Below are 17,180 nucleotides of genomic sequence, written 5' to 3'. Positions count from 1 at the left end.
TATGGGATTAAAAAAATTACATACACCATGGCAACAGGTAAAATCAATGTTTCGGTAGAGAACATTTTTCCCTTGATCAAGAAGTTTTTGTACAGTGATCATGAAATATTTTTAAGGGAATTGATATCAAACGCTACAGATGCAACCTTAAAACTAAAACACCTTACTTCCATTGGCGAAGCTAAACTTGAATATGGAAACCCCATGATTGAGGTGAAGGTGGACAAGGACAAAAAACGCATCCATATCATAGACCAAGGTATCGGGATGACCGAGGAGGAAGTGAAAAAGTACATCAACGAGGTGGCTTTTTCGGGTGCCGAGGAGTTTTTGGACAAGTACAAAGATGCCGGAAAAGATGCTGGCATCATTGGTCATTTTGGTCTTGGTTTCTACTCAGCCTTTATGGTTGCGGAAAAAGTGGAAATCATCACAAAGAGCTTTAAAGATGAACCAGCCGTTCATTGGATTTGTGATGGTTCGCCTGAATTTACCCTTCAAGAAGCCAAAAAGGAAGAAAGAGGTACCGAGATCATCCTTCATGTTGCGGAGGATTCCACTGAATTTTTGGAAGATTCCAAAATCCGTGAGCTGTTGACCAAATACAACAAGTTCATGCCCATCCCTATTAAATTTGGGACACGTACTGAAACACTTCCCAAACCCGAAGGTGCCGCGGAAGATGAACCAGCTCCAACCAAAGTAGTGGATGACATCATCAACAATCCCAATCCAGCTTGGACCAAGCAACCCACCGATTTGGAAGATGAGGACTACAAAAAATTTTACAGGGAACTCTATCCCATGCAGTTTGAGGAGCCGTTGTTCCACATTCATTTGAACGTGGACTACCCCTTCAACTTGACAGGTATTTTGTATTTCCCAAAGTTGACGAACGACCTCAACATTCAAAAAGACAGGATTCAACTCTACCAAAACCAAGTATTTGTTACGGATAATGTAGAAGGAATTGTTCCTGAATTTTTGACCATGCTTCGTGGTGTCATCGATTCTCCGGATATTCCTTTAAATGTTTCGCGATCTTATCTTCAGGCTGATGGTGCGGTGAAAAAGATTTCATCCTACATCACCCGAAAAGTTGCAGATAAGTTGAGTTCACTCTTTAAAAATAATCGTGAAGATTTTGAACAGAAGTGGAACGACATTAAAGTGGTGATTGAATACGGAATGCTTTCCGAAGAAAAGTTCTTTGAAAAAGCTGAAAAGTTTGCCCTGTACCCAACCGTGGATGGCAGCTACTACACGTTTGAGGAGTTAGAGGCCAAAATCAAGGACAGTCAAACTGACAAGGATGACAAATTGGTGGTACTGTATGCGTCAGATACTGAAGCACAGCACAGCTATATTGAAGCAGCCAAAGCCAAAGGCTATGAAGTGCTGTTGATGGATTCGCCCATTGTACCCCACTTGATTCAAAAATTGGAGACCTCCAAAGAGAATTTATCCTTTGTTCGGGTAGATGCGGACCACATCGATAACCTCATCAAAAAAGAAGATACCGCTATTTCCAAACTTTCTGAAGAAGAAAAAGAAACTTTAAAAGGTGAAATAGAGGAAGTCGTAAAAGATCGTGGCTATACCATTCAAATGGAAGCCATGGACAGCAGTGCTTCGCCCTTCATTATTACGGAGCCTGAGTTTATTCGAAGAATGAAGGAAATGCAACGGACTGGTGGCGGTGGAATGTTTGGTATGGGCAACATGCCTGACATGTACAATCTTATCGTGAACACCAACCATGAATTGGTGAACGAAATTTTAAACACCAAAACCGCTAAAAAACGGGAACGCTTGATTAATCAGTCTTTGGATTTGGCGCGTTTATCAAAAGGACTGTTGAAAGGTGAGGAATTGACCAAGTTCATTGCCCGAAGCTACGAGATGATTAAATAAATCTCAAAACCTGTCACATCGAGCGCAGTCGAGATGCATTATTCCCAAAAGGAGTTCTCGACTCCGCTCGAACTGACATTTGCGTTCATCCAGAGATTCTTTTTCCTATTTTTAAAATATGGAAACTCCTTGGCACTTATACCTGATGGCTGGAATGTACGTTGTTGCAGGGGTGGCCCATTTTATTTTTCCAAAGGCGTATTTACGGATTATGCCCAGGTATCTTCCCAGTCATAAACTATTGGTGTTTTTAAGCGGTTTGGCCGAAATTGTTTTGGGAATCGCCCTATGTTTTGAAGCAACACGAAACCTTAGCATTTTTGGCATTATTATAATGCTGATTGTTTTTTTATCGGTCCATTTTTATATGCTTTCGGGTGAAAAAGCCTCCGCGGGAATTCCCAAATGGATTCTCATCTTAAGAATTCCATTGCAATTTGGATTGATGTACTGGGCGTATTTCTACTTGCTACCCTAGCGTACCGTGATGGTTCATATATCGTTTCAACAATGGAATCTGAACCATAAAAAAGAATCCGAAAAGTATAACAGCATATAGCGTGATTTTGGAAGAGGTATACGCTTCAAACCAAGTCCAAAGCCTATCAAAATATGGCCCCAATTGAATGCCCTGAAACCAACCTTCACCACTGTCTATGCCATAGAAGAACAATACATAAAACAACATTGAGGAAAATACGGAAACCGAAAAAACCAACACTCCCTTGGAAATTAGAGGGCGACTGGGGGTTAAAACCGTTACTTTCGACTCTTCCTCTATTCTCGTCATCAGCTTTTGGGTGAAATCCTTGGATGGGGACTCCACTTTGGTCTCTTCCATGACTCTGTCTACAAAAGCTTCCAATTCCTTTTCGAAATTCTTATCCATTGTCCTGAAATATTTCCGATTTAAAACTCATTTCCAACACTTTAGCAAACCGTTTGCGTGCTCTAAACAAGCGTACCTTTAAAACACCCACCGGAGTGTTCAGCACTTTTTCAATTTCAATCAAACTCTTATCCTCAAAATAAAACAAGGTCAATAAACCTGCATCTTCGGAGGACAGTTGTGCTAAACATGCATTGACCATGGCATTTCGTTCATCCATGATCATACTATCCAGTGCATTGTCCATATCCTTAAAGATAATACCTTCCATCTCCGCAACATCTTTAAAAACCCTACTTTTTTTATTCGCTCTAAGCCTATCCAAGCAAGTGTTGTAAGCAATTCGGTAAATCCATGTTGATACCTTGGAATCGCCTTTAAACTTCGGCAAAGCATTAAATATCTTCAAAAATGTATCTTGGGCCACTTCTTCTGCCTCTTCCCTATTTGCGAGCATTCTTAGGCTCAAGGTAAAGACCAAATCCTTATATATATCCACCAATTCAGAGAAGGCGTTGGTATTACCACGCTTTATTTCATCGATAAGCTTTTTTTCTGAATCGGTCAGCATCCCCCATAGGACGCCGAAACCCTTATTATGGTTACACCATTCTTGATTTTTTTTATTTGGGTGTAACCTGTTTTAAAAATCAACGTCATAGCTACAAACCAATTGAATATATAATCATTAAAAACGAACAGTAATGGGATCTGAAGTAATCATTTTACCAGTAATTTTTGGAGTAATATTTGCCATTGCCTATCTCTATTTTTCCACTCGGAACAAAGAGCGATTGGCATTAATTGAAAAAGGGGCCGATGCCAGTATTTTTGTGAATGGAAAAACAAGGACCGTTCCTATTTGGAAAATTATCATTCTTAATCTGGCGCTACTACTAATGGGAATCGGTGCAGGAATAGTAATTGGCGGGCTATTATGGAAAAAAGCCTCGCTCGACGCTGATATTACCATGCCCGGGGCCATTTTCCTAATGGCAGGAACAGGTTTGCTCATTGGTTTCTTTATGACCAAAAACTTGGAAAAGTAAGGTTGAACCCAAAAGTTCAATTTTGAAAAACCATCGTAAAATCTGCGATGGTTTTTTTATTTTTAGTCCATGCGAGTCATCTCTACCAACATAGGCCAGCCCACCTCAATAATTTGGAACGGAAAAGAAACCACAACAGGTATTTTCAAGCACCCCATTGAAGAACCCTTGCTTTTGGAAACAGAAAGTGTGGCCAAGGATACCATCGCAGACCGTAAGGTGCATGGCGGAATTTTTAAGGCGTGTTATCTTTTCTCTTCGGACCATTACCCGTATTGGAAGGAAAAATATCCAAATCTGGATTGGAATTGGGGCATGTTTGGGGAAAACTTGACCATTGAAGGCTTAAACGAAGCCCAACTAAAAATTGGAAGCATCTATAAATTAGGCAGTGCTTTGGTGCAAATTACCCAACCAAGGGAGCCTTGTTTTAAATTAGGAATTCGTTTTGGTTCCCAGGAAATTTTAAAGGAATTTATTGACCACGGTTTTCCCGGGACATACATCCGAATTCTGGAAGTAGGTAAAGTTGCTACCGGAGATAGGATGGAATTAGTGGAGGAATCCAAAAGCCCGTTGACCACCCAAGAATTTTATCAATTGCTCTTTTCCAAAGAAAAAAATCGGGAACATCTGAAACTTGCCATAGCGAATGATGCATTACCGCCTGGAAAAAGAGAACGATTGGAAAAGTTACTATAAAAAAAGGACCCTAATTAAAGGGCCCCTTGCACATAAAAATTAACTAAACAAACTATTTTACCGCCATAGTTTCTTTGTAAGTACCGAACTTATCAACTACAACTATGGTATATTCGTCTTCAAAAGCTTTTTCAAAGTTGAATGCTTTTTCAACAACAAGCTTTCCATCGATTGACTCGTCGTAAACAAGTCTGTCCTTGCTGTCATACACCTTAAGAAGAACAGTTCCTTGAGAGATGTTCAACAGGTTCATCATCAACTTTTCGCCTTTTTTAACGAAAACTGGGTCAAGCTCAACATTGACCAATTTCTTTTCTACTTCGCTTTTTGCGGGTCCGTTGGCAACACCTACTGCAGATACTAATAGGAATGCTCCGGCTACTAAATAATTTACTACTGACTTCATAACATTTCGTTTTTTTAAGATTACAGCACAAATGTATGGTGGAATAGAAGTCAAGAATACCACCATCTTTTCCAGTTTCTATGCAATTTTAACATGGGGTATATGTTAATATAGTGATAAGGTTAATATACCATAGATTTTAGTTAATTTTGTAGATATGCCCTACAAGGCATGGCAGTAACTTTGTTATACCAAATATAAAATGGCAAAAATGATTCAAAAACCTGCTTTTGAGGCAATTGCGCCTAGTTTTGGTCACTCGTTTACCTATCAAAAGTTCAATGAAAACAACGAGAACAAGAACAATGGCTGGCATTATCACCCCGAATTGGAACTGGTCTATATTAACGGGGGCTCCGGAAAACGTCAAATAGGTAGCCATGTCTCCTATTTTAGGAACGGAGACCTTATTCTTATTGGTTCCAACCTACCCCATTGTGGCTTTACCGATAAATTGACAGGAAACAAAAGCGAGACCCTTATACAGATGAAGGCTGACTTTCTGGGTAGTGATTTCTTCAATATTCCAGAGATGAAGAATATTCACAAACTGTTTGAAGTTGCCAAGGGAGGTATTGCGTTTTCAGGAAAGACCAAGGTAAAGGTTGGTGAAAAAATGGAGATATTGGAGTACCAAACCGATTTTCAACGGTTGTTATCCATCCTTAATATATTGAACATCTTGGCTACCTCAGATGAGATCAAAGTATTGAACGGGGAAGGCTTTTCCATGGAGACCGAAGTTAAGGACAACGACCGCATCAATATTGTCTTCAACCATGTAAAGACCAACTTCAAGGAAGACATCAGTCTGGACGAAATTGCAGATATGGTCAGTATGACAGTACCTTCATTTTGTAGGTACTTCAAAAAAATCACCAACAAGACCTTTACGCAATTTGTAAATGAATACCGTTTGGTGCATGCATCCAAACTTTTGGCCGAGCAGCCGATGAGCATTACCCAGGTTTGTTATGAAAGTGGGTTCAACAACTTTTCCCATTTTAACAAATCATTCAAAGCTTTTACGGGCCAAAATCCATCAGAATATAGAAATCAGCTTAAAACGGTACTACAATAATATTGTAAGCGAGATTTTTTAGGCAAAAAGGTCGTTCAAAACCTTTGCCAAGCGCAAACCACCTCTTTGAAGTTGCTGAAAAAGGATATCGTTATACTTATAGGTATATGCGTATCCCAATCTTTCACCCACTTTAACGGAGTCATATAATGTTGCACAAATTTCGTGGGATTCATCCACCCAATCATATATAGTGCCTTCTTGGATTGCCTTACGCTCCTTGCGTGAAACCTGATTCAATTCTGTGGCGAGTTCCGTGTAGGTCATTCCGTAGGAAACAATCATGTTTTTGTCCCAAACCTGATGTAGGTTGGTCCCCTCACCAAACCACTGCACTTGGATATCGTTCCCTCCCTTGTCCTCTGCCCTACTGGCATGCATGGGCTGATGTAGGTCTCCAATTAGGTGCATCAACATCTTCAGGTAAAAAACACGGTCCTCCCTGCTTCTGTTCTTGTCCTTAATCACTTGCTTGCATTCCTCAATGGCAGTCATAATATCGCCATACTCACTTTTTTCGGAGTCTTTATATTTTATTCCCAAAGGATAATTTACATAATGCCAAGCCGAAAATTTAGAATACTGCCGGTCAGCCTTTATTTCATCAGCATACGTAGAGACAAATGCCAAACTATGACCATCCAACAAATCATTTAAAGCCCTTTTAGCTTTACTCGACAAATGCTCTTGGGCAATATGTCCGGTAACCCGATGTCCTGTTTTTCCCCAAAAATTGCTGAAAGCAAAAACAGGAACCAATAATAAAAGAAGAAAAGTGTGTTTCATGAATGATGAGGTTATCCCTATGTGAAGGAAAACGATACAATAAGATTGGTTAACATAATTTATAAATGCCAATTTTCACCATCTTTTTTGAAAGACAATGGCTTATACTAAACTTTGGGATTTTTTTAACGAAGCGAAAAAAATTAACTTTACCGCACCAACTAAACTTAACTAATGTCAAAACTTCGTTTTGTACTTTGCACACTACTATTGCCATACTTATTTTTTGCGCAAACCAGTTCTAAGCAATTTATTGTAAAATATACTGAAGACCCCCTAATGATAGATGGGATTCTTGATGACCCTGCTTGGAAGATTGCAGAAAGTGCCCAGGACTTTCAACAATATTTCCCCTCGGATTCCGTACAGGCTGTCCAGCAAACCAATATTAAAATGGTGTATAATGCCACTACGCTGTTCATTGGCATTAAACTAGATTCTGAAGGCAACAATTATATAATTCCTTCTTTGGAAAGGGATTATCGTGCAGGCGGAAACGATAACATAAGCCTATTGTTCGACACCTTCAATGATGGCACCAATGCTTTTCTTTTTGGAATGAATCCCTACGGAGTAAGAAGAGAGGCACTGATTTCCAATGGCGGCTCCGGCCAAAGCGGTTTTACCACTTCGTGGGATGTAAAATGGCAGGGAGAGACCAAGCTCTATGATGGTTATTACGTTTGTGAAATTGCCATTCCCCTCACCTCTTTCAAATTCAAACAAGGGGAAACCAGATGGCGTTTCAATAGTTATCGGTTCGATATGCAAAGTAACGAGCAGAGCACGTGGATAGAAATTCCACAAAACCAACTCATCTATAGCTTAGCATTCATGGGTGACATGGTCTTTGAAAAACCTTTGGGAAAATCAAGAACCCCAATGGCCATCATCCCATATGCCAATGCCATTGCAAGCAAGGACTATGAGAACAATACCGAGAACAACAAGCTTAATTTTGGTGGGGATGCTAAACTTTCCATAGGCAATGGCATGAATTTGGACATTACGGTAAACCCAGATTTTTCGAATGTAGAAGTAGACAATCTGGTCACCAATCTTACCCGGTTTGAGATATCGCTACCCGAACGCAGGCAATTTTTTATTGACAATAGTGATCTTTTCAGTTCATTTGGGAATGAGCGCGACAGCAACCCGTTCTTTTCAAGAAGAATTGGTATTGCCGAAAACTTGGATGGCGAAACGATTGAAAATGGAATTATCGGCGGTGCCCGTTTGAGCGGTAAAATCAATGAAAATTGGCGATTGGGCTTACTCAATATTCAAACTGAAAAAGATGAAGCCAACGAAATCCCCAGTAACAACAACACCGTATTTGCGCTTCAAAAGAAGATGTTCTCCCGCTCCAACCTCAGCTTTATATTTGTGAACCGCCAAACTTTTGATGATTATGATTTTCTGGCCGAAGAGGATCGTTACAATCGTGTGGTAGGACTGGATTATAACTTGGCTTCGTCGGATAACACCTGGTTTGGGAAATTTTTCTACCATAAATCATTTGCACATGCCCTTGGAGATCATGACGCTACGGGTGGGGCAGATTTGCAGTATAACTCCCGATATTTAAATTTTGGGCTTAGTAGCAACTTCGTGGGAAACGACTTCCGATCAGATCTTGGCTATATAAGACGCCGCGATTTTGTTATCACCAGACCTTTTGTTGAAGTGAATTTTTGGCCAAAAAAAGGAAACTTGAACTTCCATGGATTTCGTTTTAATCCCAATATCCTCTGGAGACCCACTTTAGACTACAAAAATACAGACTACACCTACGTAACCGGATGGCAAGCCCAGTTCAAAACCCAAGAAGAGCTTTCTGCCCGCATTTTTAACCGATACACCTTCTTAACCGAAACCTTTGACCCCACCAATACAGATGGGGGCACAGAGCTTCCCGCCAATGAAGGATACTACTACTCCAGTTTTGAAGTTGAATTTCAGAGCGACCGAAGAAAGGTTTTTTCCTACTCGCTTCAACCCGGATACGGTGAGTTTTATAACGGCACCCAATTTGCTATGGAAGGAGATTTAAGTCTTCGACTGCAACCTACCATATTTCTTTCATTGGGAATGAACTACAATAGCATAAAACTTCCTGAACCCTACGAAAGTGAAGACTTATTGTTGCTAAGCCCAAGGATAAACATCACCTTTAATAAGTCGGTTTTTTGGTCCACGTTGGTGCAATACAGCAACCAGTTGGACAACCTAGGCGTAAACTCCCGTTTGCAATGGCGTTTTGCACCCCTATCCGACCTGTTCTTGGTATACAACGATAACTATTTTGTAAATACCATCATGCCGAGAACCAGGTCAATCAACTTGAAACTTACCTACTGGCTGAATATTTAGAAAAAAGGTTTACACTTTTTGATTTTCCTATATTTGAGGATATCGCTATTCAGATACTATGGACCAACTCCCTTTTACCGATGACACGGTCATCTTTGGACTTCTTTGCCTCTGCTTGGGCTTTGTTTTTTATACTTCATCTATAACAACCGGTTTTTGGAGCAAATTTTATGGGGTTGTACCTACGGTACTCATGTGCTACCTCCTACCCGCCATTTTGGCCAGTTTGGGAATTGTAGATGAATCTGCATCCCAAACTTATTTTGTGGCCAGCCGCTACTTGCTACCCGCTGCATTGATTTTAATGACCCTGAGCATAGACTTGAGAGCCATCATGAATTTAGGTTCCAAAGCATTGATCATGTTTTTAACAGGAACCGCAGGCGTCATTATTGGAGGACCAATAGCTATATTGATCGTATCCATTTTTTCACCGGAAACTGTGGGGGGAAGTGGTGTTGATGCCGTCTGGCGCGGTTTGGCCACCATTGCTGGAAGTTGGATTGGCGGCGGAGCTAACCAAGCGGCCATGCTGGAAGTCTTTAAATACAATCAGGAAAGTTATGGTGGAATGGTATTGGTTGATATTGTGGTGGCCAATCTTTGGTTGGCTGTACTCTTATTCGGTATTGGCAAGTCCAAAAAGATTGATGCCTGGCTAAAGGCGGATACTTCGGCAATAGAGGACCTCAAACAAAAGGTATCCACTTACACGGAAAAAATCTCTCGAATTCCCACCTTGCACGATTTGATGATGATTCTTTTTTATGCCTTTGTTGGAGTAGGTATTGCCCATCTTTTGGGATATCATTTTGCTGGATTTCTGGAAGCTAATTTCGAGGTTGTTCGGAACAAACAGAAAATACTTTCATCCCTTAGTTCTGAGTTTTTGTGGATGGTCGTTTTTGCTACAGCCATTGGTATTGGGTTATCATTTACCAAGGCCAAAAACTATGAAGGAGTTGGTGCCAGCAAGATTGGAAGTGTGTTTATTTATATTCTGGTGGCCACTATTGGTATGAAAATGGACTTGGGCAAAGTTTTGGAGAACCCAGGACTCATAGCCATCGGATTGGTTTGGATATCCATCCATGCGGGATTATTGATCTTGGTCGCCAAGTTAATTAAAGCACCCTATTTTTTCCTTGCCGTGGGGAGTCAGGCGAATGTGGGAGGCGCGGCATCAGCACCAGTTGTGGCGGCGGAATTTCATCCTTCCTTGACTTCTGTGGGCATTCTTTTGGCCGTTTTTGGGTATGTTGTGGGTACGGCAGGCGCCTATATTTGCGCTTTATTGATGGAAGTCGCCTCCAAAGTTTAAAAAGTTAAGAAGTTTATGCATATTTGCCGAGCAAAATTTGAATGATGAAGAGAATCCTTATTGTGGCGCTTTTGGCCCTGACCGTTTTATCCTGCGAAAAAAACACGGAAAACACCATGACCGTTTCCGGAAACATAAAAGGACTGAAAAAAGGCACCCTTTTTCTACAACATTTCAGGGATTCATCCTTAGTGGTGTTGGATTCCCTCAACATTGAGGGCGATGGTAATTTCAGCTTTTCCGAAGTAGTAGAGGATCCTGATATTTTTTATCTCTATCTGGACAAAGAGGATAAAAACGATGTGAATGATCGAATCATGTTTTTTGGAGAAGCCGGACAAATCACCATCAATACGTCTTGGAATGCTTTTGATAAGAATCCCGAAATATTGGGTTCTGAATCACATAAAAAACTTGCGGAATTCAGCGCAATGCTGTCCAAATTCAATTTGCGGGATTTGACCTTGATGCAAGAAGCTTCGCAACCTGAATACCTTGAAAACGAGGAAGCATTGGATTCACTTCAACGTTTGGCCGACCAAAATTTGATCAATCGATACAGATACGTATTGAATTTTGGTTTGAACAATGGAGATTCCTATGCAACTCCCTACATCATGATGATGGAGGCTCAGGAAGCAAATCCTAAGTATTTGGATTCTGTATATGGCAAATTATCGCCTGAAGTGGCAGAATCAAAATATGGAAAAGCTCTTCAAGAGTTATTGAAAAGCAGGAATGACTAACTGGCAAGATTGTTCAGTTCTTCTACTAATTCTGTAGCTTTTTCTTCCAGTTGCAATCTTATCTCCTTAAAATGGGCTTTGGAATCCTTCACGTCTTTCTGATGGATTTTGTCCATTAGTTCATCGAACACGGCGATGGCCTTGTCAATGATTACGGTACCTTCTTCAGACTCCTTGTTTCCTGAACCGGCTTCCCAGATGTAAACCGCTTCAATGATGTCTCCCAAAACAAAGTTGACATCTTTTTTTAAATCACGAATACTTGGCATTGTTGGTATTTTTTCAAATGTACTACTAAATCGTAACTTCTAAAAGTTTGGCTCCGTGCGTATTAATGTTCACGTTGCTGCTACAAGCCGGAATTAAAATGGTCTCTCCCCTTTTTATAGCGGCACTGCCCCAGTCATTGCTGATGGTCGCTTCGCCACCAACACACATATAGATGGTAAAGGAATCCCTTTTTGAAATATCTTGATATAAATCGCCATCCAAATCCAAAAAGTTGGTTTTAAAATAGGGGCAATCGACCATGGTGTTCACAACATCCTTTTTGTTGGCGTATGCTACCTTAAAATCGTCCTTTAACTCATAGTCAATGGCATCAACTGCTAAGCTTGTATGCAATTCCCTAAGGTTTCCATTTTTGTCCTTTCGGTCAAAATCATAAACCCGATAAGTAATATCCGAAGTTTGCTGAATTTCAGCCAACAGTGTCCCTGCACCAATGGCATGTATTTTCCCTGTGTTGATGAAAAAAGTATCTCCTTCGGAGATTTCTTCGTAGTTCATCAACTCCAACAACGTGCCTTTTTCCAAACTATGGATATATTCTTCCTTCTCAACATTTTTATTGAAACCCACAATGAGCTTGGCCCCGGGGTCGGCATCCATAATGTACCACATCTCGGTTTTCCCGAAAGAATTGTGTCTTTCCTTTGCTAAATCATCATTGGGATGGAGTTGAATGGAGAGGTCTTGCTTGGCATCGATGAATTTAATGAGAATGGGAAATTCAGTCCCAAAACGTTCTACCACACTTTTCCCCAATAGCTTCTCGCCGTGGTCCACTATCAATTCTTTGAGTGATATGCCCTCCAAAGGACCGTTGGCTACTTCCGAAATATCGCCTTGCACACCCGATAATTCCCAACTTTCTCCTGTGATATCACTATCAATGGGTTTACCGAGCACGTCCTTGAGCTTCGTTCCTCCCCAAAGACGTTCTTTAAGGATTGGCTTAAATTTTAGGGGATACAGGTCCATTTTATCCTGAGTAAGTTACAAAATTACGAGGGGTTTCATAGAGCACAACTTCCAAGTCCTTGGCTTCTGCAATGTGGGGGCGTAGTTTGTTCCAGATGACCACAGCAATATTTTCTGCAGTCGGATTCAAATTTTTGAACTCCGGTACATCCTTATTAAGGTTTTTGTGATCTAAAGCTTCTTCAACATGTTCTTTGATCAAGTCTTTGAGTACTTTCAAATCCATCACAAAACCCGTCTCTTGATCAATTTCTCCGGTGATACTTACGATAAGCTCGTAATTATGGCCATGAAAACGCGGGTTGTTACACTTTCCAAAGACCGCATCGTTTTTCGCTTCATCCCAATCAGGTCGATGTAACCTATGCGCGGCATTAAAAATGGCTTTTCTGCTAACTTTCACCTTCATGATGTTGAAATGTTTTGCATAAGATGGTCATAGAACCGTTCAAAAATAATCTTGAACCAGGCTGTGTATTGCTCTGGATTTTTGGAAATATCCGTTTTGATTTCTTCTGGATGCATCCATTTCCAATTCGCCACTTCTTCTGGGTTGATGTTCGGAACCGCGTTGTAAGTCCCAATCATTACATGATCAAATTCATGTTCGGTAAGTCCATTATCAAAAGGAGCTTTGTAGACAAATGAAAATAATTCTGTTAGCTCAGTGCTAAAGCCCATTTCTTCCATAAGGCGGCGCTTTCCGGCCTCAATATTGGATTCGCCTTCCCTCTGGTGACTACAACAAGTATTCGTCCACAATAAAGGGGAATGGTATTTATCTTTGGCACGCTGTTGCAGCATGGTCTCTCCCTTATCATTCATCACAAAAACAGAAAAAGCCCGATGCAACAATGCTTTTTCATGGGCTTCCATTTTTGGCATTAGACCAATGGGTTCATCGGCCTCGTTTACCAAAATCACATTTTCCTCTTCCATGAGGTAAAAATATGACCTTTGAGGGAATTTATCCGAAGTAGGTGTTTTAAATTGTCCTTAAAAGAATCGTGGGGACTTAAGATTTCCTAGGTTTCTGATGAAATCGTAACGAAGAATGACTTCAAAGGAACCATCATTGAAGGTTGCAGCTCCCAGCTCCGTAATCTCACGGTCATACGCTAGGCCAATCATAAATTGGTCCGAAACCATAAAGCCGAAAAGTCCACTAAAAGCAGCATCCCATCGGTAGGCCACTCCACCAATAAAACGTTCATTGAGCATAAAATTTGCCGACAGGTCCAGTTGCAAGGGAGCACCCTGAACCACCTTGGTCAAAAGGGTAGGTTTAAATTTTAGAAAAGGATTCAAATCCCAAACATAGCCTGTTATGGCATACAAGTTTATCTGCTCTTTGGCGGTTGATACGGAGGAGGTATCAAAATGCGTAGTCTCCAAAATTCTTGGTGCGGATAGTCCGGCATAGAATCTATCGGTATGATAATACACTCCGGCTCCAACATTGGGTGAAAACTTGTTTTGAATATCCTGTTGTGATTGCAATTGCGGGTCAATCTCAAATTCATCCAGTTCTGAATATCGGATATCAAGCATATGTGCACTTGCCTTAAGCCCGAAGCTCAACCGCCCCTCCCAAGAGGTTTGGATGGTATATGAGAAATCCACATCAAAATAAGTTTCAGAAGTTGGACCTATTTTATCATTTACTATGGAAACCCCCAGACCAACGCCTCGGTATCCCATTGGGGTATGAATGTTAAGGGTCTGAGTCTCTGGAGCGCCATCCAATCCCAACCACTGGTTGCGGTAGAGGGCAGCTATGCTCAAATGTCCGCGAGAACCAGCATAGGCAGGGTTTACACTTACCGTGTTGTACATATACTGGGTGTACTGTGCATCTTGTTGCCCATGTACAATTCCCATTGCCCCGAGTAGCAACACGGTAAGCAGTCCCTTAATTCTTTTTCTCAAAGCCATTTTCTCCAAAGCGACCATTTCTTTATCGGTTTATATATAGATAACCTGTAAGTTGTTTCATGTTTCCTGTCCCATCTTGATACTCAATGATGTAGAAATATGTACCTACTGGAAGCTTGTTGTCTTGATCCACGGTCACCCTTCCTTGGGATGTACCATCAAAAACATTCCCAGCTGTATTGTAGGCCCTGGTTTGATAGACCATAACGCCCCATCTGTTGTAAATTTTGACTGTATTGTTCGGATAATTTTCCAATCCATTGATGGCCAACACATCGTGAACACCATCGCCATTGGGTGTGATCACGTTGATGACGTCGACCGTCTCAACCGTAGTTTCACCCAAATCTGGATCTAGATAATTAGGAATGCCATTTTCGTTGGAATCATCATTGGCGTAGTTTCCATCTTGATTCAAATCTTCGTCGATGGTCTCGATTCCATCATCATCATCATCCGAATCACGGAAATCAGGAATACCATCAGAATCAGTATCGGGTAAATCCGTATTTGGGTCATCCATCTCATCATTGACATCAATATCGAGAACGGCTTCGCCTTCATACCCATCATCCAAACCATCATCGTCCTTATCTGAACCTTTTAGGGTCACATCTGCAATACCATCGTGGTCATGATCATGACCTTCAATGGCGTCGGGCACATTGTCGTCATCACTGTCGGTATCCACATAATCTGGGATACCATCGTTATCGGAATCTATAGGTATTAAGCCGACATTGCCGTCATTTTCGTAGGCGTCATCCAATCCATTTCCATTGGCATCCACCAAACTCGGAGGGATGTAGCCAAGGGCCGGCTGCGCCTCAACGTTATCTGGAATTCCATCATCATCGCTATCAATGTCCAAATAGTCTGGAATTCCATCGCCATCGGTATCTGTTGGGTTGGTGGATGGGTCGTTATCGTTATCAGCATTAAGATCTTCAAAACTGTCCACAATGCCATCACCATCAGAGTCCAAATCCACTCCAAGCGAATTGACAATGACCGTTATAGTGGCAGTGTCACAATTTCCATTGGTATCACAAACGGTATATTCAAAGGTATCCGTTCCGATAAAGTCCGGATTGGGGATATAGGTGATATCATCATCGGATGGGTCGTTGGCCGTATTGTTATCATTCAAGATAACGGTACCATTGGATGGCAGCGTGGTCGTAATAGAACCGGCGGTTGGAATATCGTTATCGTTACCCCTCCACAGTACCACAATATTGGTGTTTACATCGGTTGAAGCAGAATCATCCGTGGTATCCACAATGGGTAACACATCTACGGTCACTGTTGCAGTACTGCAATCCCCAAATGGATTACAGATGGTGTACTCAAAGGAGTCACTTCCATTGTAATCAGGGTTTGGTGTGTAGGTCACAATATCATCCGATGGGTCATTTGCAGTCCCATTTTCATTGATGGATACTGAACCATTGGATGGACTTGTAGTAGTAAGCGTACCAGCTGTTGGCAAGTCCGAATCATTGTCGAAAATTGGCACAACAACGGATTCATCCTCATTGACCGCGATAAGGTCGTCCTCTAAATTAGCCGCCTGACTCATACAAACCACTGTAAACCGAGGGAGCTCTGAATTATTTCCTGCCTTGGTAATGGTCGCCGTATATCGCATTACGGTTTGTGTACTAATGACCATGGGCCTCGATTGATCGCCGCTTAAGGCTGGACTCCAACTTACGGTCGCACCAGAGGGAATGCTTGCTGAAATGTCAAGCGTCACCTCATTATTAGGTGCTTCGCAGTCCGTTAAAATAAAATAGCCCGTCGCATTGGAACCACAAAGGGTGCCATCATAGGTAGCAAAATAAACTCCAGGCTGCGTGGCTTCATAAAAGGAGTTAGTTCCGAGTACCGTTCCTAAATCGGAAGCTTCAAACCATTGGTAATTATTTTCATCACCGGTATTTGGGGCCTGAAGTAAAAACTGGGCATTTGCAAAGTTCATCCCCAAAAACAGGACAAACAATCCAAGGAATAAAGACTTATGTAGGTTTTTTGATTTCAAATCGATTAGCCTTTATATCATTCCTATTTTACCACAAATACCACATTGATCAATGCATTGTAATCTGCAGGCTGTCCAACAATATCATACGTAAGGACCCCACTTGCATTAATACTCATATTGTCAAAGACCGCTGGGTCTGCATAGGTTACGTAATAATAGAGCTCAGTTGCGCCATATGTTGGAAGTGCAGCCGGAGCACCAGCACTAGCAACTGTAGGGCTTCCATATTGGGCAACATATTGCGCATAAAGGTCAACAGTTCGTCCCGTACCATTGGTTGATGCATCAATTGCTATGGATGGTGGATAAAATATTCTTGCAGCTTTGGAAGTAATCGGTGCTATATCCTGAATTACATCCTCTACGGTAGCTTCTGTAGTTCCATCTCCATCAACATCAATAGGCGTATCTGAGTTTACTTCGGAAGCATCTTGATCATCTGTAGATATTGAACTTAGAGGTACATCTAGGTTGCCTCCACCATCCGTGATCCTAAGATTTCCTCCGGTGACTGCAAAAGCCGTGTTGTATTCGTTCGTCGGGTCGGCATCCGCATCATCAGTGTCAAGGGCAGCCAATTCAGCGTCCGTGGCAAAGGTACCGTCAAGGTCCTGGCTCAACGTGCCACCAAGATCGGTCACCGTGATGGAAGTGCCGCTCAGCCCGAT

Annotated in this window: 19 protein-coding genes; 8 read left to right on the top strand and 11 right to left on the bottom strand. The window is 41.5% G+C overall.

All coding sequences use genetic code 11. From position 1 onward, the window contains the following. The first annotated feature begins 27 nt into the window (after positions 1–27). Together htpG and ACFSJE_RS18295 are read left to right on the top strand one after the other, a co-directional pair. A complete protein-coding gene (gene htpG / locus ACFSJE_RS18300; RefSeq protein WP_379832330.1) occupies positions 28–1,914 on the top strand; it encodes a molecular chaperone HtpG in 1,887 nt (628 codons plus the stop codon). 118 nt (positions 1,915–2,032) lie between these two features. Further along, the gene (locus ACFSJE_RS18295; RefSeq protein ID WP_379832329.1) at positions 2,033–2,392 is read left to right on the top strand and encodes a DoxX family protein; all 360 of its coding nucleotides are present in this window, start codon (positions 2,033–2,035) and stop codon (positions 2,390–2,392) included. Here the strand turns inward: ACFSJE_RS18295 and ACFSJE_RS18290 are convergent. Beyond that, positions 2,384–2,803 (bottom strand): hypothetical protein, encoded by a 420-nt coding sequence (locus ACFSJE_RS18290; protein WP_379832328.1) that lies wholly within the window; start codon positions 2,801–2,803, stop codon positions 2,384–2,386. The genes ACFSJE_RS18295 and ACFSJE_RS18290 overlap by 9 nt on opposite strands. Continuing rightward, positions 2,796–3,374, bottom strand: a complete 579-nt coding sequence (locus tag ACFSJE_RS18285) for an RNA polymerase sigma factor (RefSeq protein ID WP_379832327.1) — start codon at positions 3,372–3,374, stop codon at positions 2,796–2,798. Before ACFSJE_RS18285 ends, ACFSJE_RS18290 begins: the two co-directional genes overlap by 8 nt. A 133-nt stretch (positions 3,375–3,507) precedes the next feature. On the opposite strand from ACFSJE_RS18285, the gene ACFSJE_RS18280 reads away from it, so the two are divergent. Both ACFSJE_RS18280 and ACFSJE_RS18275 read left to right on the top strand, forming a co-directional pair. Beyond that, on the top strand, positions 3,508–3,852 hold the full coding sequence (locus ACFSJE_RS18280) for a DUF6249 domain-containing protein (protein ID WP_379832326.1): 345 nt from the start codon (positions 3,508–3,510) through the stop codon (positions 3,850–3,852). Positions 3,853–3,921: 69 nt separating this feature from the next. Then, entirely contained in the window at positions 3,922–4,554 is a 633-nt protein-coding gene (locus ACFSJE_RS18275; RefSeq protein WP_379832325.1) for an MOSC domain-containing protein, read from the top strand. Positions 4,555–4,606: 52 nt separating this feature from the next. On the opposite strand, the gene ACFSJE_RS18270 is transcribed toward ACFSJE_RS18275, so the two are convergent. After that, positions 4,607–4,960: a hypothetical protein gene (locus ACFSJE_RS18270; RefSeq protein ID WP_379832323.1), complete on the bottom strand. Its 354-nt coding sequence runs from the start codon at positions 4,958–4,960 to the stop codon at positions 4,607–4,609. A gap of 211 nt (positions 4,961–5,171) precedes the next feature. Between ACFSJE_RS18270 and ACFSJE_RS18265 the strand changes: the two genes are divergently transcribed. Beyond that, positions 5,172–6,041, top strand: a complete 870-nt coding sequence (locus tag ACFSJE_RS18265; RefSeq protein WP_379832322.1) for an AraC family transcriptional regulator — start codon at positions 5,172–5,174, stop codon at positions 6,039–6,041. Between the two features lie 18 nt (positions 6,042–6,059). On the opposite strand, the gene ACFSJE_RS18260 is transcribed toward ACFSJE_RS18265, so the two are convergent. Then, the gene (locus ACFSJE_RS18260; RefSeq protein WP_379832321.1) at positions 6,060–6,827 is read right to left on the bottom strand and encodes a S1/P1 nuclease; all 768 of its coding nucleotides are present in this window, start codon (positions 6,825–6,827) and stop codon (positions 6,060–6,062) included. A 174-nt stretch (positions 6,828–7,001) separates the two neighbouring features. Between ACFSJE_RS18260 and ACFSJE_RS18255 the strand changes: the two genes are divergently transcribed. The 3 genes from ACFSJE_RS18255 to ACFSJE_RS18245 are packed head-to-tail and all read left to right on the top strand — an operon-like array spanning position 7,002 to position 11,267. Beyond that, complete coding sequence (locus ACFSJE_RS18255) at positions 7,002–9,200, top strand: DUF5916 domain-containing protein (protein ID WP_379832320.1); 2,199 nt, start codon at positions 7,002–7,004, stop codon at positions 9,198–9,200. A gap of 58 nt (positions 9,201–9,258) precedes the next feature. Beyond that, the gene (locus tag ACFSJE_RS18250; RefSeq protein WP_379832319.1) at positions 9,259–10,521 is read left to right on the top strand and encodes a DUF819 family protein; all 1,263 of its coding nucleotides are present in this window, start codon (positions 9,259–9,261) and stop codon (positions 10,519–10,521) included. Between the two features lie 44 nt (positions 10,522–10,565). Then, entirely contained in the window at positions 10,566–11,267 is a 702-nt protein-coding gene (locus ACFSJE_RS18245; RefSeq protein WP_379832318.1) for a DUF4369 domain-containing protein, read from the top strand. On the opposite strand, the gene ACFSJE_RS18240 is transcribed toward ACFSJE_RS18245, so the two are convergent. The 7 genes from ACFSJE_RS18240 to ACFSJE_RS18210 all read right to left on the bottom strand — a co-directional run. Beyond that, positions 11,264–11,536, bottom strand: a complete 273-nt coding sequence (locus tag ACFSJE_RS18240; RefSeq protein WP_379832317.1) for a hypothetical protein — start codon at positions 11,534–11,536, stop codon at positions 11,264–11,266. The two genes, ACFSJE_RS18245 and ACFSJE_RS18240, sit on opposite strands and share 4 nt — an antisense overlap. A 25-nt stretch (positions 11,537–11,561) precedes the next feature. Next, a complete protein-coding gene (locus ACFSJE_RS18235) occupies positions 11,562–12,524 on the bottom strand; it encodes a type I phosphomannose isomerase catalytic subunit (protein WP_379832413.1) in 963 nt (320 codons plus the stop codon). 7 nt (positions 12,525–12,531) lie between these two features. After that, positions 12,532–12,939, bottom strand: coding sequence for a 6-pyruvoyl trahydropterin synthase family protein (locus ACFSJE_RS18230; RefSeq protein ID WP_379832316.1), 408 nt, complete (start codon positions 12,937–12,939; stop codon positions 12,532–12,534). Beyond that, on the bottom strand, positions 12,936–13,469 hold the full coding sequence (idi, locus tag ACFSJE_RS18225) for an isopentenyl-diphosphate Delta-isomerase (protein ID WP_379832315.1): 534 nt from the start codon (positions 13,467–13,469) through the stop codon (positions 12,936–12,938). Before idi ends, ACFSJE_RS18230 begins: the two co-directional genes overlap by 4 nt. Positions 13,470–13,526: 57 nt before the next feature. Beyond that, positions 13,527–14,483, bottom strand: coding sequence for a PorP/SprF family type IX secretion system membrane protein (locus tag ACFSJE_RS18220; RefSeq protein WP_379832314.1), 957 nt, complete (start codon positions 14,481–14,483; stop codon positions 13,527–13,529). 4 nt (positions 14,484–14,487) lie between these two features. Further along, the gene (locus tag ACFSJE_RS18215; protein ID WP_379832313.1) at positions 14,488–16,449 is read right to left on the bottom strand and encodes a T9SS type B sorting domain-containing protein; all 1,962 of its coding nucleotides are present in this window, start codon (positions 16,447–16,449) and stop codon (positions 14,488–14,490) included. Between the two features lie 83 nt (positions 16,450–16,532). Beyond that, positions 16,533–17,180: hypothetical protein (locus ACFSJE_RS18210; RefSeq protein WP_379832312.1), on the bottom strand; the 648-nt coding region annotated here is incomplete at its 5' end.

This window comes from Flagellimonas iocasae (genome assembly GCF_042682725.1).
GTDB classification, from domain to species: domain Bacteria; phylum Bacteroidota; class Bacteroidia; order Flavobacteriales; family Flavobacteriaceae; genus Flagellimonas; species Flagellimonas iocasae.
This window is presented reverse-complemented; position numbering and strand designations above follow the sequence as displayed.

Coding starts and splice junctions, on each gene's coding strand:
- ACFSJE_RS18295 (WP_379832329.1), top strand. CDS start 2,033: ATGGAAACTCCTTGGCACTTATACCTGATGGCTGGAATGTACGTTGTT.
- idi (WP_379832315.1), bottom strand. CDS start 13,469: ATGGAAGAGGAAAATGTGATTTTGGTAAACGAGGCCGATGAACCCATT.
- ACFSJE_RS18240 (WP_379832317.1), bottom strand. CDS start 11,536: ATGCCAAGTATTCGTGATTTAAAAAAAGATGTCAACTTTGTTTTGGGA.
- ACFSJE_RS18270 (WP_379832323.1), bottom strand. CDS start 4,960: ATGAAGTCAGTAGTAAATTATTTAGTAGCCGGAGCATTCCTATTAGTA.
- ACFSJE_RS18285 (WP_379832327.1), bottom strand. CDS start 3,374: ATGCTGACCGATTCAGAAAAAAAGCTTATCGATGAAATAAAGCGTGGT.
- ACFSJE_RS18260 (WP_379832321.1), bottom strand. CDS start 6,827: ATGAAACACACTTTTCTTCTTTTATTATTGGTTCCTGTTTTTGCTTTC.
- ACFSJE_RS18230 (WP_379832316.1), bottom strand. CDS start 12,939: ATGAAGGTGAAAGTTAGCAGAAAAGCCATTTTTAATGCCGCGCATAGG.
- ACFSJE_RS18215 (WP_379832313.1), bottom strand. CDS start 16,449: ATGAACTTTGCAAATGCCCAGTTTTTACTTCAGGCCCCAAATACCGGT.
- ACFSJE_RS18290 (WP_379832328.1), bottom strand. CDS start 2,803: ATGGATAAGAATTTCGAAAAGGAATTGGAAGCTTTTGTAGACAGAGTC.
- ACFSJE_RS18275 (WP_379832325.1), top strand. CDS start 3,922: ATGCGAGTCATCTCTACCAACATAGGCCAGCCCACCTCAATAATTTGG.
- ACFSJE_RS18255 (WP_379832320.1), top strand. CDS start 7,002: ATGTCAAAACTTCGTTTTGTACTTTGCACACTACTATTGCCATACTTA.
- ACFSJE_RS18245 (WP_379832318.1), top strand. CDS start 10,566: ATGAAGAGAATCCTTATTGTGGCGCTTTTGGCCCTGACCGTTTTATCC.
- ACFSJE_RS18265 (WP_379832322.1), top strand. CDS start 5,172: ATGATTCAAAAACCTGCTTTTGAGGCAATTGCGCCTAGTTTTGGTCAC.
- ACFSJE_RS18220 (WP_379832314.1), bottom strand. CDS start 14,483: ATGGTCGCTTTGGAGAAAATGGCTTTGAGAAAAAGAATTAAGGGACTG.
- ACFSJE_RS18250 (WP_379832319.1), top strand. CDS start 9,259: ATGGACCAACTCCCTTTTACCGATGACACGGTCATCTTTGGACTTCTT.
- ACFSJE_RS18280 (WP_379832326.1), top strand. CDS start 3,508: ATGGGATCTGAAGTAATCATTTTACCAGTAATTTTTGGAGTAATATTT.
- htpG (WP_379832330.1), top strand. CDS start 28: ATGGCAACAGGTAAAATCAATGTTTCGGTAGAGAACATTTTTCCCTTG.